This is a genomic window from Pseudoalteromonas sp. H105 (genome assembly GCF_001469215.1).
Taxonomy (GTDB): Bacteria; Pseudomonadota; Gammaproteobacteria; order Enterobacterales; family Alteromonadaceae; genus Pseudoalteromonas.
Map to the genome: position 1 here is coordinate 64,915 of NZ_LOFH01000015.1, position 15,460 is coordinate 80,374.

The 15,460-nt window shown below is 40.9% G+C and carries 13 protein-coding genes; 9 read left to right on the plus strand and 4 right to left on the minus strand.

Annotation, left to right across the window (positions count from 1 at the left end):
- The first annotated feature begins 81 nt into the window (after positions 1-81).
- From ribE to ATS75_RS18825, 5 genes are read left to right on the plus strand one after another with little or no spacing between them, the layout of a single operon-like run.
- A complete protein-coding gene (ribE, locus tag ATS75_RS18805; RefSeq protein ID WP_008110216.1) occupies positions 82-546 on the plus strand; it encodes a 6,7-dimethyl-8-ribityllumazine synthase in 465 nt (154 codons plus the stop codon).
- Between the two features lie 15 nt (positions 547-561).
- Entirely contained in the window at positions 562-972 is a 411-nt protein-coding gene (nusB, locus tag ATS75_RS18810; RefSeq protein ID WP_058561963.1) for a transcription antitermination factor NusB, read from the plus strand.
- Between the two features lie 44 nt (positions 973-1,016).
- Positions 1,017-1,991: a thiamine-phosphate kinase gene (gene thiL / locus ATS75_RS18815; RefSeq protein WP_058561964.1), complete on the plus strand. Its 975-nt coding sequence runs from the start codon at positions 1,017-1,019 to the stop codon at positions 1,989-1,991.
- The gene (locus ATS75_RS18820) at positions 1,988-2,473 is read left to right on the plus strand and encodes a phosphatidylglycerophosphatase A (RefSeq protein WP_058561965.1); all 486 of its coding nucleotides are present in this window, start codon (positions 1,988-1,990) and stop codon (positions 2,471-2,473) included. Before thiL ends, ATS75_RS18820 begins: the two co-directional genes overlap by 4 nt.
- A 29-nt stretch (positions 2,474-2,502) precedes the next feature.
- Positions 2,503-5,589, plus strand: a complete 3,087-nt coding sequence (locus tag ATS75_RS18825) for a ligand-binding sensor domain-containing diguanylate cyclase (RefSeq protein ID WP_058561976.1) — start codon at positions 2,503-2,505, stop codon at positions 5,587-5,589.
- 110 nt (positions 5,590-5,699) lie between these two features.
- Here the strand turns inward: ATS75_RS18825 and dxs are convergent, their stop codons facing one another.
- The 3 genes from dxs to ATS75_RS18840 form a co-directional block, all read right to left on the minus strand.
- Positions 5,700-7,562 (minus strand): 1-deoxy-D-xylulose-5-phosphate synthase, encoded by a 1,863-nt coding sequence (dxs, locus tag ATS75_RS18830; protein WP_058561966.1) that lies wholly within the window; start codon positions 7,560-7,562, stop codon positions 5,700-5,702.
- Between the two features lie 103 nt (positions 7,563-7,665).
- Positions 7,666-8,553, minus strand: a complete 888-nt coding sequence (gene ispA / locus ATS75_RS18835) for a (2E,6E)-farnesyl diphosphate synthase (protein ID WP_058561967.1) — start codon at positions 8,551-8,553, stop codon at positions 7,666-7,668.
- A gap of 3 nt (positions 8,554-8,556) precedes the next feature.
- Positions 8,557-8,799, minus strand: coding sequence for an exodeoxyribonuclease VII small subunit (locus tag ATS75_RS18840; RefSeq protein WP_058561968.1), 243 nt, complete (start codon positions 8,797-8,799; stop codon positions 8,557-8,559).
- Positions 8,800-9,098: 299 nt separating this feature from the next.
- Here ATS75_RS18840 and pomA point away from each other — a divergent pair, with 299 nt between their 5' ends.
- The 3 genes from pomA (at position 9,099) to ATS75_RS18855 (ending at position 12,882) form a co-directional block, all read left to right on the plus strand.
- Positions 9,099-9,866, plus strand: coding sequence for a flagellar motor protein PomA (gene pomA, locus ATS75_RS18845; protein WP_058561969.1), 768 nt, complete (start codon positions 9,099-9,101; stop codon positions 9,864-9,866).
- Positions 9,867-9,868: 2 nt separating this feature from the next.
- Positions 9,869-10,789, plus strand: coding sequence for a flagellar motor protein MotB (locus ATS75_RS18850; protein ID WP_058561970.1), 921 nt, complete (start codon positions 9,869-9,871; stop codon positions 10,787-10,789).
- A gap of 182 nt (positions 10,790-10,971) precedes the next feature.
- On the plus strand, positions 10,972-12,882 hold the full coding sequence (locus tag ATS75_RS18855; RefSeq protein WP_058561971.1) for a DNA topoisomerase III: 1,911 nt from the start codon (positions 10,972-10,974) through the stop codon (positions 12,880-12,882).
- Between the two features lie 13 nt (positions 12,883-12,895).
- On the opposite strand, the gene ATS75_RS18860 is transcribed toward ATS75_RS18855, so the two are convergent.
- Positions 12,896-14,206: a M20 metallopeptidase family protein gene (locus tag ATS75_RS18860; protein WP_058561972.1), complete on the minus strand. Its 1,311-nt coding sequence runs from the start codon at positions 14,204-14,206 to the stop codon at positions 12,896-12,898.
- Between the two features lie 85 nt (positions 14,207-14,291).
- Between ATS75_RS18860 and ATS75_RS18865 the strand changes: the two genes are divergently transcribed.
- A complete protein-coding gene (locus ATS75_RS18865) occupies positions 14,292-15,149 on the plus strand; it encodes a tetratricopeptide repeat protein (RefSeq protein ID WP_058561973.1) in 858 nt (285 codons plus the stop codon).
- Positions 15,150-15,460 lie beyond the last annotated feature (311 nt).

Here is a 15,460-nt window from a genome sequence, read left to right on the forward strand (position 1 = left end):
GCTAGGCTATTTTTTTATTTTTGTGCTATGATGCGCAGCAATTTTTGCGCAATCGCTTAAACTTATTTTTAGGGTTATCGAATGAAAATTATCGAAGGTAATAAATACGCTCCGGGCAAGAAATTTGCCATTGTCATTTCTCGCTTTAATGATTTTATTGGTAGCAGCCTTTTAGCAGGTGCTGTTGATGAACTAAAGCGTACTGGTGGTGTATCTGAAGATGATATCACTGTTATTTATGTACCAGGTGCGGTTGAGTTACCTTTGGCAGCGAAACGCGTTGCGGCAAAAAAAGAGTATGATGCAATCATCGCTTTAGGCGTAGTGATCAGAGGTGGTACACCACACTTTGACCTCGTTGCTGGCGAATCAAATAAAGGCTTGGCGCAAGTGTCGCTTGAGTATGATATTCCGGTTGCATTTGGCGTATTAACCACAGAAAGCATTGAGCAAGCGATTGAACGCGCTGGCACCAAGATGGGCAACAAAGGTGGCGAAGCTGCTTTAGGTGCGCTTGAAATGGTTAATGTGTTAGATAAAATTTAAGTTTAAGGAATTTTTGTGAAACCAGCAGCAAGACGTAAAGCACGTATCTTAGCACTTCAAGCCGTATATTCTTGGCAACTAAGTGGCAATGCAATTGCCGATATCGAACAGCAAATGCTGATCGAAAATGACGTGACTAAAATTGACGTTGAATATTTTAAAGATCTCGCTCGTGGCGTTGCTGTGAATAAGACGCAACTTGACGAAGCTGTATCTCCTCATTTAACTCGCCCATTTGATGAGTTAGACATGGTTGAAAAAGCGATTTTGCGTCTTAGCGCATATGAGCTTAAATTCCGTGAAGATGTCCCTTACAAAGTAGCAATCAATGAAGGCATTGAGCTTGCTAAAATATTTGGCGCTGAAGACAGCCATAAATTTGTAAATGGTGTACTTGATAAAGCAGTTAAGCATTTACGCAAGTAACGCAACTGCAAAAGGAGAGCCGGCATAGGCCGGCTTTTTTGTGTATGAAGGAATTTGAATTAATAAACCGATACTTCAAGGGGCGCGGAATTACTCGTCGCGATGTTAACCTTGGTATTGGTGATGATTGTGCTTTAGTAACTGTACCTGAGAACTGTCAATTAGCAGTTACCACCGACACACTTGTGGCAGGCATCCATTTTTTTGATGACATCTCACCACGCGCTCTTGGACATCGTGCCTTGGCTGTAAACCTAAGTGACTTAGCTGCAATGGGAGCAGAACCGACGTGGGTATCTGTTGCGTTGACGTTGCCAAGCATTGATGTTGAGTGGTTAGAAGAGTTTACTGAGGGAATGCACGAAATTGCTGAGTACTATAATGTACAAATCATTGGTGGTGATACAACCCAAGGCCCATTAACAATTACTATTTGTGCTAAAGGTACCATACCCCATGGTCAAGCTCTTCGACGCGGCGGTGCAAAAGTGGGCGATTGGGTATATGTAACGGGTCCTTTAGGAGACGCAGGTCTTGCAATTGAGTCACGTAAGCAAGACATTAAAATTGCTCCAGAACACCTTAGATATGTTAATCAGCGCTTTGATTATCCATCGCCTCGTGTTGCGGCAGGTCAAGTTCTAAGAGGATTAGCGTCGGCGGCTATCGATGTTTCAGATGGTTTACTCGCAGATCTGAGCCATATTTTAGCTATGTCACAAGTGAGTGCTCAAATCATCGTTGAGAACGTCCCGACATCGGCTGCAATGCAAGACACATTAGAACACTCACAACAGCTTCCTTTTATCCTTAATTATGGCGATGATTATGAATTACTGTTTACAGTGCCAGATGATAAAAAAAGCATGTTGGAGTTAAAGTTACGTCAATATGGCGTAGATGCGACCTGTATTGGTCAGATAAAAAGTGGTGAAGGGCAAATAGAGCTATTGCTTAATGGCGAAAAACTCAATTTTCAAAACACAGGCTTTGAACATTTTTCCAAGGAGCCGGTTTGACTACCTCTTCAAAATTTAATTTAAAACGTCCACATCAGTTTTTTGGTTTGGGTTTTGGCTTAGGTTTAGCGCCTAAAGCCCCTGGTACTTTTGGTACGTTTGCAGCACTTCCGTTTATTTTTATTACAATGCATTACCCACTTTGGCTGCAGGTTGTATTTGCCGTGGTTATCAGTATATTCGGAGTTTGGGCATGCGGTAAAACGGCCGATGATTTGGGCGTGCATGATCATCCTGCAATTGTGTGGGATGAGGTTGCGGGTTTTTACATCACTATGATTGGTGCAGCCTTAAGTTGGCAAACCTTGCTAGTGGGGTTTTTACTCTTTCGCTTCTTTGATATTGCCAAGCCAGGTCCCATCCGCATATTAGACAAGCGTCTTCATGGTGGTGTTGGGATCATGGCCGATGATGTTTTAGCGGGAATATTTTCACTGATTTGTTTGCAAGCTTTATTAAAAATGGGTTATCTACCTTTTTAACCTTAGTTTTTCAACGAGGTATTGGCGTTATGATGCGATTTATATTGGTTTGTATTTTGTTGTTTCTCAGCTTGCCAAGCGGTGCGTCAATTACTGATTATGTTGTCAAACAATGGAATATTAAAAATGGTCTCCCATCGCAGTCACTCAAAAGTGTAGTTCAAGATGAACAAGGTTACATATGGCTAGGTACTCAGTTTGGACTTAGCCGTTTTGATGGTCATACGTTTACAAATTACAACACGCTAAATACCACTTTCTTACCGAGTAATGGTATCAATAAGCTTTTAATTGATAGTGAAGGGTACTTGTGGGTCGGCACAAAAAAAGGAATTGTTGTTTTAGACCCTCAAACTATGGCTGCTCAAGAGTATCTAGTTAAAGGTCCTGTTCGCGATGTTATTGAAGATTCTCGCGGCAGCATCTGGATTGCAGCCAATGGGCTATATTTCGTTCCTCGCAATCAAATCGACTTAATGAGGAATAAAGAGAAGTCAAGAAACACAGTAAAAGCGAGTCCTGTTAAACAAATCACAGGCACCGTCAGTCAGCTAGCTTTATCTCCAGAAGGCATCTGGTTAGTTAATGAAAGACAACTACTACGCCTAACAAACTCCTCATCTGACTTTGCTAAGTTGCGATTAGAGCTTACTGCCAAAATATCTTTACCAGAAAGAGTTGCACAAACAATTATACATGACTTAACTTTTCTTGAGGGGAATCTGTATCTTGCCTCAGAGTTAGGGGCATACTTTCTTGATTTGGACGATGAACTTCGCCCTTTCCCATTGCCAAATGCAAACAATTCCGCCGTCTATAAATTTATGAGTGACTCTGACGGTGCGTTGTGGATTTCAACCTATGGAAGGCTATTAGTTAGGGATAATTCAGGGGAGTGGCAATGGGTTGAACCAAGCCAGCTTGATCAAAATATATGGTTTGCGGACCTTTTTCGTGATAACGACAATAATGTTTGGCTAGCGAGTTTCAGTGAGGGGTTATGGTTTGCTCACGAAGGACGTATCGAGCGTCATTCAGCAATTTCCCAAATGACAGAAGCTGTTATGGCTATAACTAAAGCCCCTGATGGAGAGTTATGGGTCGCGAATAGAAGCGGCGTTGGGTATTTTGATTTAAATAAAAACTTTATTAATCGTATCCCAAGTAACCAGTACGGTAGAGCCGTTGTCAATGATTTACATTTTGATAGTGGGCGATTATACATTGCGACAGGTCGAGGTGTTTATTTTTATGAGAACAACACCCTGTTTACAGTGCCAGGACGTGCTTTAAGAGATAACCCTGTATTTGCAATTAGTGATTCGAATAAAGGCGGTTTATGGCTCGGAACAGGGCGTGGTATGTATCGCTTAAGCTACGGTGGTATTACCCCCTTTGCATATAATGCATTTTTAGGTAGTAAGTTTATTACTTACGTTTTAGATCAAGAAAACTTTGGCTTAATTGGTACGAGTAAGGGAGCTTATTACTTTACTGACCGCGGTATTGAAAAGGTGGGTGATCAAACATCACTTGAAAGTGCATATGTAACGAGTATTTTGTATTTAGATGGCGGAGCTATCTTAATCGGATCATTGAATGATGGTTTATTTTACAGAAGCACTAATGGGCAGTGGCGTCAGTTAGACGCATCAAATGGTTTACCTTATGGCTCTATTTTCAGCCTGCGTTATGATGAATCGTTCAAGCGAATTTGGGTCAGCACTATGAAGGGTGTTTACCGGATGCCGGTAGAGCAATTTAGTGCGGATATTGAGAGCTTGAAAGTTGAACAGGTTATTTCGTCCTTCGATCGTCAGCTAGATGGCAAGGCAAGTCAATGTTGTACAGGACTTGGGCATGATGCTGTTGCTGAGCAAAACAACTCTATGTGGTACCCAAGTTTGCAAGGGGTAGTCGAAATTCCAAAGGACATTGAACTGTTTGGCGTAAAGTTATTACGTCCTAAAGTTGAGAGCGTAACTACGGGTATGCGTTCAGTGTCGGTTGCGGCTTTAGGAAATAATCCCACATTTGATACGAATGAACGTGATTTTACACTGAAATACACTGCAATAGACTATTATGCGCCGTCCAGTATTGAGTTTCGATATAGATTGAGTGGTTTAGATAACGATTGGCGCTATGCTAACTCGCGTCGTGAAGCTATATATACTAACTTACCTCCAGGAGCATTCTTGTTTCAACTTGAAGCAAAACGTCAAGGTGAAGGGTGGCAAAATGCGCAAAATGCAGAGTATTCATTTGTTGTTCCAAGGCGTTTTGATGAAACTATTTATTTCAGGCTGTTAATTACAAGCACTGTTATTCTATTGTTTTATTTTATTTTTTGGGTGTTTAGAAAGCAAGAGCGTCGAAAGCAAGCGGCACTAGAGAGTCTGGTTACAGAGAGAACCGGTGAACTTCGCCAAGCTAATGACAAGTTGAATCAGGTTAATTCACAATTAAAACTTGTTAGTCATTCAGATGAATTAACAGGCCTCAGAAGTCGCCGTTTTTTGTTTGATCAACTGCCGAAAGATATAGAGCATTTTCAACGAAACTCGCAATCATTGCAGGCACAAGGGAAATCGCTGGTTTTATTAGTAATCAACTTTGATAGTTTCAGTAAAATTAATGATGCTTTTGGGCCTATAGGCGGTGATAGCTGCTTGCAGCAAATGGCCGCTTTATTAAACTCACGTACTCAAGGGTCTGATTATGTTGCGCGTTGGAGTGGCGACGAATTCTTACTTTTACTACGTGACTTTAAGCGCAGTGCGATTGATAAGTACGTCTCCGATCTATGTAAAGCTGTTGCAGAGTATTCTTTCAAACTGCCAAGTGGTGAAAGTATTCACTTAACAGCATCAATTGGTTATTCATTTTACCCATTACCATTGCTTGGTGGGCAAGTTATCGGGTGGGAAACGTCCGTTAATCTAGCTGATATTGCGCTCCATCAAGTGAAAAAGCGGGGTGGAGACGGCGTTGCGACAATTACCTTTGATGACCAGTTAGATGCGTTTGAGTTTGAACAAACGAGCCATGTAGAGCAGCAACTCAGTGTTTTACAAGCCAACGGCTTAGCAGACATTAAAGTGTGGATGCGCTGAAAATCAATATACAGCGAATGGCTGTGAGTCATTATGAAAAGAAGCTTCGGTGTAATAAAAAATTTATAAAGTGGATAAAGTAAAAAAGGAGCCATAAGCTCCTTTTTTTGTTAGTTATTGAATTGTTTTATACTCTGCAATATACCTTGTTCACAAAGGCCCATTTCAGCGTGCATTTGTGCTTGGGTACCATGCTTAATAAACTCATCGGGGATACCTAAATTAAGCATGTTTACCTTAGCCTTTATTGTGGCTAAATATTCATTTACTGCAGACCCTGCACCGCCAACTACTGCATTGTCTTCAAGAGTCACAAATGTAGAATGCTCTGCACACAGCTCATCAATTAGCTCGGTATCAAGTGGCTTAACAAAGCGCATATCGATTAAGCTTGCGCTTAATTCATCGGCAGCAAGTTGTGCATTTTCAAGTAAAGTACCAAAGGATAAGATAGCAATCTTCTTGCCTTGCTTGATTACACGACCTTTACCAATTTCAAGTGCAGTCATTTGCTCGCTAATTTCACTATTGCCAGCACTGCCGCGAGGGTAACGTACAGCAACCGTTTGGTTACATTGATAGCCAGTGTAAAGCATTTGCCTGCATTCATTCGTATCACTAGGCGTCATGATAATCATATTTGGTATACAGCGCATGAAGCTTAGGTCGTAAGCGCCTTGGTGAGTTTCACCATCAGCTCCGACGATACCAGCACGGTCAATAGCGAACATTACTGGTAAATTTTGCAGTGCAACATCATGAATAAGCTGATCATAAGCGCGTTGTAAAAAGCTTGAATAAATAGCAACAACCGGTTTAAGCCCTTCACATGCAAAACCCGCGGCCAGTGTTACGGCATGCTGCTCAGCAATCGCAACATCAAAATATTGTTCTGGGTGTTCTTTCGAGAAACGAACCATACCAGAGCCTTCACGCATCGCCGGTGTAATAGCCATTAACTTGTTATCTTGGCTTGCCATGTCACACAGCCAATCACCAAATACTTTTGAAAACGTAGCTGCACCCGGTTTTGATTTTGGTAAGCTAGAGACCGCTGGGTCGAATTTTGGTACGCCGTGGTACCCAATAGGATCGGCTTCGGCAGGTTTATACCCTTTACCTTTTTGCGTTTTTATATGCAGGAGCTGTGGACCTTTTAAGTTACGCATATTGCGTAAGGTATCAACCAACATATTGACATCGTGACCATCAATCGGGCCAATATAATTGAGCCCCAACTCTTCAAAAAACGTCCCAGGAATAACCATTCCTTTAAGGTGCTCTTCCATTCGGCTAGCGAGCTCTTTGACTGGTGGTACACCTGAAAGTAACTTTTTGCTACCTTCGCGAATATTAGTGTAAAAGCTGCCAGATAAAATGCGTGCAAAATGATTTGTTAGTGCACCCACGTTTTCAGAAATCGACATTTCGTTATCATTTAAGATAATGAGCATATCTGATTTAACATCACCTAAATGGTTCATTGCTTCAAACGCCATACCAGCCGTAATTGCACCATCACCAATTACAGCAACGGTTTTACGACCTTTCCCCTCTTTTTGTGCTGCGATTGACATACCAAGGGCTGCTGAAATCGATGTACTTGAATGACCAACGCTAAAGGTGTCATATTCACTTTCACCGCGATAAGGAAATGGATGCAACCCATCTTTTTGTCGAATTGTATGCATTTGATCGCGTCGACCAGTCAAGATTTTATGAGGGTAAGCTTGATGGCCCACATCCCAAACGAGACGATCATCTGGTGTATTATATACATAATGCAGCGCAACAGTGAGTTCAACAGTGCCTAAGCCAGAAGCCAAATGGCCACTGCTTTGTGATACTGAGTTCAGTAAATAGTCTCTCAGTTCATCACTAAATGCGGGCAGTTTATCTTGCGCTAAATCACGCAGTTGGGCTGGCTCTTCAACCAAACCTAATAATGGATACTTGTTACTATCAAGTGTCATGATTTTTAATACATCCTTCGCTAACCAGAGATTATTATAGCGTATTGTTACTCTGATTTTTTAGTTATTTGTTTGTCTTTACTTGTGCGCCATTGTGTTTCAATTAATGGTCACGTTCAACAATATACTCGGCTAAGCACTCAAGAGATTCGGTATTGGCATTAATATTGTCTAATGCCGTGAGTGCATGCTGCAATAATAACTGGGCTTTTTCTTTTGCGCCCTCAAGTCCAAGCAGTGCCGGGTATGTGGCTTTATTTGCCGCTATATCTGAACCTTGGGGTTTGCCAAGAATAAAGGTATCGCCTTCAACATCAAGAATGTCATCTTGTACTTGAAAAGCTAAGCCAATGGATTCGCCAAAAATTTTTAATTGAGAAAACGTATATTCATCGGTCTTGGGTGCACATAATGCGCCTAATGTAATTGCACAATTGAGTAAGGCCCCCGTTTTGAGCTTGTGAATACGCTCCAGTGCTGATAACGAGACAACGTGATCAGTCGCTGCAATATCCAGCGCTTGGCCTCCTACCATACCTTCAATACCTGACGCCTTGCTTAATGCCGCAATCATTTTAAGCTGTTGAGCTGCTGGTACCTGAAATGAATGGTTAGCAATTAAATCAAAGGCCAGCGTTTGCAATGCATCACCGGCTAAAATAGCGTGAGCTTCACCATACACAATATGGCATGTTGGCCGACCTCGGCGTAAATCGTCATCATCCATCGCGGGTAAATCATCATGCACCAATGAATAACTGTGTATACATTCTATTGCTGCAGCCAGTACATCTAAATCTTTTTTGTCTGCACCCAGCATTTTTCCTGTTTCATACACAAGAAAGGGGCGAATACGCTTACCACCATTCAATACCCCATAATGTGTCGCTTTTTTAATGTTATTTTCAGTATCAAGAGGCAGTGAAAAGTAGTCATCTAATGTGGCTTCAACATCATGTTGTGCAATTTTGATCTGTTCTAAAATATGCACTGATTAATCCAAGTCATTTTTAAAGTTAGTAAGCGGTGACTCAGGGTCATTGCCCATCAAAATCGCCACTTTTTGTTCTGCTTGTTGTAATTTACTTGATGATGCATTTGCCAGCGCAATGCCTCGTTCAAATTGCTTTAAAGACTGCTCAAGCGATAAATCACCTTGCTCCATGTCGGTGACGATTATCGTTAATTCTTCAAGCGCTTGCTCAAAGCTCAAATTTTCAGGTTTTTTAGTCGCCATCGTGGGTTCAACTTAGATGATATGAAAGTGAGGCCAATTTTAGGGGGAATGCTAAACTAGGTCAAAGACTGATGCGTTTTTTTTATTTATTTACGTATTATTGTTTATTTATTTTACCTAAGCCTATGCTTAAACCTTGCAGGTTAAGGCGGTTAGATTAAAATAACGATAGAAAGATAGGTTTCAACCAGATTAATTCATGTAAATGATTTAAGTATTTCAATCTATTGCCGATAAGCAGTTAATAATAAAAGTTTGTTATGCAAAATAGCATTGTATCAATTCCTCTGGAGGGGTAAGTGGATTTAGCAACCATTATAGGTATTCTCGGGGCAATTGGCTTAATCGTAATGTCGATGGTGCAAAGTAGTAACGGTGAAGTTGCTATGTTTTATAATACGCCATCAGTTGTCATCGTTTTTGGCGGTTCGATTTTTATCGTACTGTCTAATTACACCATGGGCCAGTTTTTAGGCATTGGTAAAGTATGCGCTAAAGCATTCATGTTTAAAATTGAATCACCAGAAGAGCTTATTGAAAAAGCTGTTGAGCTTGCTGATTCAGCTCGTAAAGGGGGGTTTTTGGCTCTTGAAGAGGCTGAGATTCCCAATGGTTTTATGCGTAAAGGCGTTGATATGCTTGTAGATGGCCATGATGCTGACGTTGTTCGCGCAACACTTCAAAAAGATATCTCACTTACTTCTACACGTCACGAATCGGGAGCTGGACTATTCAAAGCCCTTGCTGACATTGCACCTGCAATGGGAATGATTGGTACATTGATTGGTTTGGTAGCCATGTTATCAAATATGGATGATCCAAAAGCAATCGGACCAGCAATGGCAGTTGCGTTATTGACCACCTTATATGGGGCCTTTTTAGCAAACGTTATTGCGATACCTATTCAAGTTAAGCTTGAGCTTCGTAAGGAAGAAGAAGCAATGAATCAACGTCTAATTTTAGATGCCGTTTTAGGAATTCAAGATGGTCAAAATCCAAAAGTCATTGAAGGGATTTTAAAGAATTACCTCGCTGAATCTAAGCGTAACATAGACACTGAGGAGTAAGCATGTCCGATGAAGAGTGTAAATGTCCCCCTCCTGGGTTACCTGCTTGGATGGGGACATTCGCTGATTTAATGTCATTGTTAATGTGCTTTTTTGTACTCTTGCTCGCATTTTCAGAGATGGACGTGCTTAAATTTAAACAAATTGCGGGATCAATGAAATTTGCATTCGGTGTGCAAAATAAAATTGAAGTGAAAGATATACCAAAAGGCACCTCCGTTATTGCGATGGAGTTTACTCCAGGAAAACCTGAGCCCACTCCAATTGAAACCATACAACAGCAAACGGTTGAGATGACTCAACAAATGCTAGAATTTCAAGCGGGTGATGAAAGTTCCGCCGGCGGGCGTCAGGAACAGCGTGGAAATAAACGCGGTGGTGAATCACAAAGTACTGCACAACAGCAGGCTTCAGAACAATCTACATCGGCAGCTGATCAGGAGCAAGTCAACGAACTCGTTAAGAAAATTGCGCAGCAATTAGAGCAACAAATTATGGATGGCGCTGTAGAGCTTGAATCATTAGGTCAACAAATAATTATTCGTATCCGAGAGAATGGGTCATTCCCATCCGGCAGTGCGTTTTTACAGCCTCGTTTTAAACCAATTATTCAAGATATAGCGACTTTATTAAAAGACGTACCAGGTGAAATTACGGTGTCAGGTCATACAGATGACTTCCAAGTGTCAAATGAGTTGTATACAAACAACTGGGATCTGTCGTCTAAGCGTGCTGTAGCAGTTGCAACAGAAATGCAAAAAGCGCAGGGGTTTGATAAAAGTAGAATGGCTGTTGTAGGCCATGCTGAAACTCGCCCATTGGTACCTAATGAAACCGATGCTGACAGACGCAGAAACCGACGCGTTGAAATCTCAATCATGCAAGGTAAAGCAAAAGAGTCAGATCCTATAGAAATAAGGTAATTTTTATAGATTTATAACCTTTTTATAGGCGGTATTTGGTTGTGTTTATAAAGTAACACATTAAGTTTATGTTACTTTGGACGGTATTTTCCGGCTTGAGGCACAGTGGATACCTTTAAATCTATGTAATCAATAATACAATGTGCTAAAGTACTGTTTATATAAACAGTGTGGAGCATTTTGTGAAACTGTATATCGCTGAAAAACCTTCATTGGGTCGTGCTATCGCCGATGCACTTCCTAAACCCCATAAAAAGCATGATGGTTATATTGAAGTCGCTAATGGCGATTGTGTGTCATGGTGTATAGGGCACTTGCTCGAACAAGCAGAGCCAGACGACTACAATGCACAATTTAAGAAGTGGCGATTTGACGATTTACCTATAGTGCCAGAACAATGGCAGTTGAAAGCTAAATCAAAAACTCGAAAGCAACTATCTGTTTTGAAAAAGTTAATCAAACAGGCTACGCAGCTAGTTCACGCTGGTGATCCTGATAGAGAGGGGCAATTACTGGTTGATGAAGTCATTGATCAAGTAAAACTATCGATAACAAAAAAGCAGCACACTCAACGTTTATTGATCAGCGATTTAAATGTTAGTGCGGTAAAAAAAGCCCTCAACAATATGAAGTCAAATCGTGACTTTATCCCTCTAAGTGTTTCTGCTTTAGCACGCTCCCGCGCTGATTGGTTATTTGGTATGAACTTAACCCGTGCATATACTTTAGCAGGGCAAAAAGCGGGGTTTGGTAATGTGCTTTCTGTTGGGCGTGTACAAACACCTATTTTAGGGTTAGTAGTAAATCGTGATAATGAAATTGCTAATTTTGTAGCAAAACCATTTTATGAAGTGTTTGCTTATTTAAATACGGGGGAGCAACAAAGTTTCACCGCTAAGTGGCAACCAAGCAAGGCATGTGAGCCTTATCAAGATGAAGAAGGGCGAGTACTTCATAGAGGCCTTGCAGAAAATGTCGTATCAAGAATAGCGGGACAAAAAGGCGAAGTTACGGCACTTGAGCAAAAACAAAAGAAACAACAAGCCCCTTTACCCTATAATTTGTCAGCCTTGCAAATTGATGCTGCAAAAGCGTTCACAATGCCAGCACAAAAAGTGTTAGATATTTGCCAAACTTTATATGAACGCCATAAGCTTATCACCTACCCGCGTTCCGATAACCGCTATTTGCCAAAAGATCATCATCAAGAAGCTAGTAGTATTATAAAAGCAATAGCGACCAATGGTGGCCAAAGTGAAGTCAGTTGTAATGCGGCAGAACCAGCAAGGCGCAGCAAGTGCTTTAATGATGCAAAAGTCGCTGCGCACCATGCAATAATTCCAACCGCTAAACTATTAAAATCAGCAAACTTGAGTAGCGATGAGATAAAAGTGTATGGCTTGATATGTCGTCATTATCTCATCCAGTTCTACCCTGATTATGTATTTAATGAAACAAAGGTTGAGGTAACTATTGCTGGTGGTCTATTTAAAGCGAATGCAAAACAAGAGATCAGCTTAGGTTTTAAAGTTCTAATGGGTAAATCAGAGCTAAAAGATCTGCAAACTTTACCGCCGTTAGTTAAAGGGCAAATGCTTAACTGTAGCCATGGCGAAGTGGTTGATAAAATGACGACCCCGCCTGCGCATTTTACCGATGCAACCTTGTTAAGTGCCATGACGGGAATAAGTCGCTATGTGAAAAACCCTGACATCAAAAGAATTCTTAAAGACACCGATGGCTTAGGTACTGAAGCAACGCGTGCAGGTATTTTAGAATTATTATTCAGACGCCGATTTTTACAACGCCAAGGTAAAATCATTTTAGCCACTGAAACAGGAAAAGCCCTCATAGGTGTATTACCGGAAGGTCTAGCAAGCCCAGATCTAACGGCAAAATGGGAAGCCTCATTAGGTGACATTGCAGAACAGCGTATGAGCTACCAACAGTTTTTAACTCCGTTATTAAACGATTTAGCACATTTTATCGGTCAAGCAGGGCAATGTAATAGCCAAGCCTTTGCACAATTACCAAAAACGCCGCAAAAGCGACGTTTTAAAAGAAAGGCTAAACCAAAATCAAAGTCGGCCTAGTTACAAAGTCGATTTAGTTATTAAACAGCGCAACGGCTGCATTACTCATCGCTTTAATACCTGTAGGTAAGGCGACTTTGTAATCAGGGGCGAACTTACTCGAATGCAATGACGGTAGAGTTTGCCCAGATTTTTTTGCTGCAATATATTGAGATTGCTCTACGCCACCGAGCCAAAATAACGTGATAGGAATATTTTGTTCGGTTCGGCCATATAAACCAAAGTCTTCACCTGCCATAACGGCTTGTGTTTCTAGCACGTTATCTTTACCTATGGCTGATCTAATAGCACTGCGTACAATATTTGTTTGCTCAGGGCTATTATATGTTGATGGAATTGACTCATCTTCATGTACATATACTTCTGGCATAAGCGACTTGTCTAAGCCTGCGCTCAATGCAATTCCTTGTGAGATTCGTTTAATAGCGGCAATCTGCTGCAAACGTACCTCAGGGTTATAGCTACGTAATGTAAGTTGTAGTTTTACTTGGTCAGAGATCACATTGTGCTTAGAGCCGCCATGAATAGAGCCAACGGTTATAACTGAAGGCTCTAATGGGGAGAGCTCTCGGCTAGTAACAGTCTGTAGTGCTAATACAATACGTGATGCAATAACGACAGGGTCAATAGTGGTGTGAGGGTAAGCACCATGTCCGCCTTTACCCTTTACAGTGATATCAACAGAGTCAACACTGGCCATAGTGTATTCGTTTTTCATACTCACTTTACCAGCGGGAACACTAGCGCTAACATGTAAGGCTACCACGTGATCAGGTGTAGGGAACTTAGAGAATAAACCTTCTTTTAGCATTGCTTTTGCACCACCACCAACTTCTTCAGCAGGTTGCGCGACCATCATTAATGTTCCCTGCCATGAATCTTTATGCTTAACGAGCTGTTGTGCCGTGCCAACAAATGAACTCATATGAATATCATGACCACAGCCATGCATAACACCCACATTCGCGCCATCGTCATTTACTACCGTGACTTTTGACGCATATGACTTACCCGTTTGTTCAGTTATAGGAAGGCCATCGGTATCAGTACGGATCATTACTGTTGGGCCATTACCGTTTTCATAAATACCTACTACGCCAAATCCACCGACATTATCAGTAACATCGAATCCAATTTGCTTTAATTGCCGTGAAATCTTCTGACCTGTTTGTTGCTCGTGGTATGAAAGCTCGGGAGATTGATGCAAATCTAAATAAAGCTTTTCGATAGCGGGCATGGCTTTATCGAGATTGAGATCTAACGTTGTGGCACTTGTAAACGGGCTAATAAAAAGTAAGGCTGCATATATTTTGTGAAATTTCATAAAAGACCTTTTGGGTGGTGGCTTGTAATTATTGTTATCGACACCATATAAAACCTTAAATAGTCTGATATGGCAATCAATCGCAATGAATAATATGGTAAATGTTAATCCACAAAACCTTCAGCAAGTATTAGGTGAAACCTCACAAGAGAAACTTGTATTACTTAGTTTCTATTCTGCACAAAGCCCTGAGTGTCAATCGCAAGCTGCTATTTTAGAAAAAATTGCCAGTGATTATGGCGATCACTTACTTGTTGCTACACTTGATTGCGATGTAGAGCAACAGTTAGCAGCACAACTAGCGCAGCAAATAGGTTTGCAAACACTACCAACGCTTGTGTTTTTAAAAGACTCCGCCCCTGTAGATATGTTGCCTGGTGCACAAACAGAGCAACAAGTTAGAGAGGTTTTATCAAAGCACTTACCGGCACAACATGAGTTGTTATTAGAACAAGCAAAGCAGGCTCTCGTTGCGCAAGACTTAAATAGTGCATTTAATTATGCAAAGCAGGCTTACGAATTAGATACGACTAATGCACGCATTAAATTAGTGTTAGCAGATATTTGTATTCAAATTCATAAATTAGACGATGCACAAGCTTTGCTTGATACAGTTGAAGATAGTGAACGTGATGCGTATTACACAAATATTCGTGCTAAGTGCGAACAAGCGCTTGAAGCAACAGATTCGCCAGAGATAAAAGCTTTGCAGTTAAAAGCAGAGCAACATCCGAATGATTTAGAGCTCAAACTTGAGCTAGCTGCTGCACTTAATACCGCGGGCCGTAAAGAAGAAGCATTAGAGACATTGTTTAATATTTTAAAGAAAGATTTAAACTTTTCAGATGCCAAAGCAACATTTCTTGAAGTTATAGCATCATTACCTGATGGCGATAGCTTAGCATCTAAATATAGAAGAAAGCTTTACAGCATACTGTATTAATTAATTTTATAGATTATAAACTCAAGCGCCGTAAATTAATGGCGCTTTTTTTATATATAAAACTTGATAAATACATAAATTAGACAATACTTAAATTCCTCTCGAGAAATATTGCTGACAATTTAGTCAGTAAATAGCATGTTTTAGATGTTTTAGTTTGTTTTTTAAGCGAACGAACTGTTTTTTAAAGTTTCTGAATAAAAACGCTTGCGTAAAAATCTGTTCTCCCTATAATGCGACCCCACTGAGACGGCAGAGCAGGCAACGCTTAGCGAGGCAAGCAGCTACTCAGTAAGTCGAGTAAAACTTGA

What these genes read in the sequence shown, in the direction of transcription:
- ribE (WP_008110216.1), top strand. Translation starts at nt 82, where the DNA reads ATGAAAATTATCGAAGGTAATAAATACGCTCCGGGCAAGAAATTTGCC.
- ATS75_RS18850 (WP_058561970.1), top strand. Translation starts at nt 9,869, where the DNA reads ATGTCCGATGAAGAGTGTAAATGTCCCCCTCCTGGGTTACCTGCTTGG.
- thiL (WP_058561964.1), top strand. Translation starts at nt 1,017, where the DNA reads ATGAAGGAATTTGAATTAATAAACCGATACTTCAAGGGGCGCGGAATT.
- ATS75_RS18840 (WP_058561968.1), bottom strand. Translation starts at nt 8,799, where the DNA reads ATGGCGACTAAAAAACCTGAAAATTTGAGCTTTGAGCAAGCGCTTGAA.
- ATS75_RS18860 (WP_058561972.1), bottom strand. Translation starts at nt 14,206, where the DNA reads ATGAAATTTCACAAAATATATGCAGCCTTACTTTTTATTAGCCCGTTT.
- ATS75_RS18825 (WP_058561976.1), top strand. Translation starts at nt 2,503, where the DNA reads ATGATGCGATTTATATTGGTTTGTATTTTGTTGTTTCTCAGCTTGCCA.
- ATS75_RS18865 (WP_058561973.1), top strand. Translation starts at nt 14,292, where the DNA reads ATGAATAATATGGTAAATGTTAATCCACAAAACCTTCAGCAAGTATTA.
- dxs (WP_058561966.1), bottom strand. Translation starts at nt 7,562, where the DNA reads ATGACACTTGATAGTAACAAGTATCCATTATTAGGTTTGGTTGAAGAG.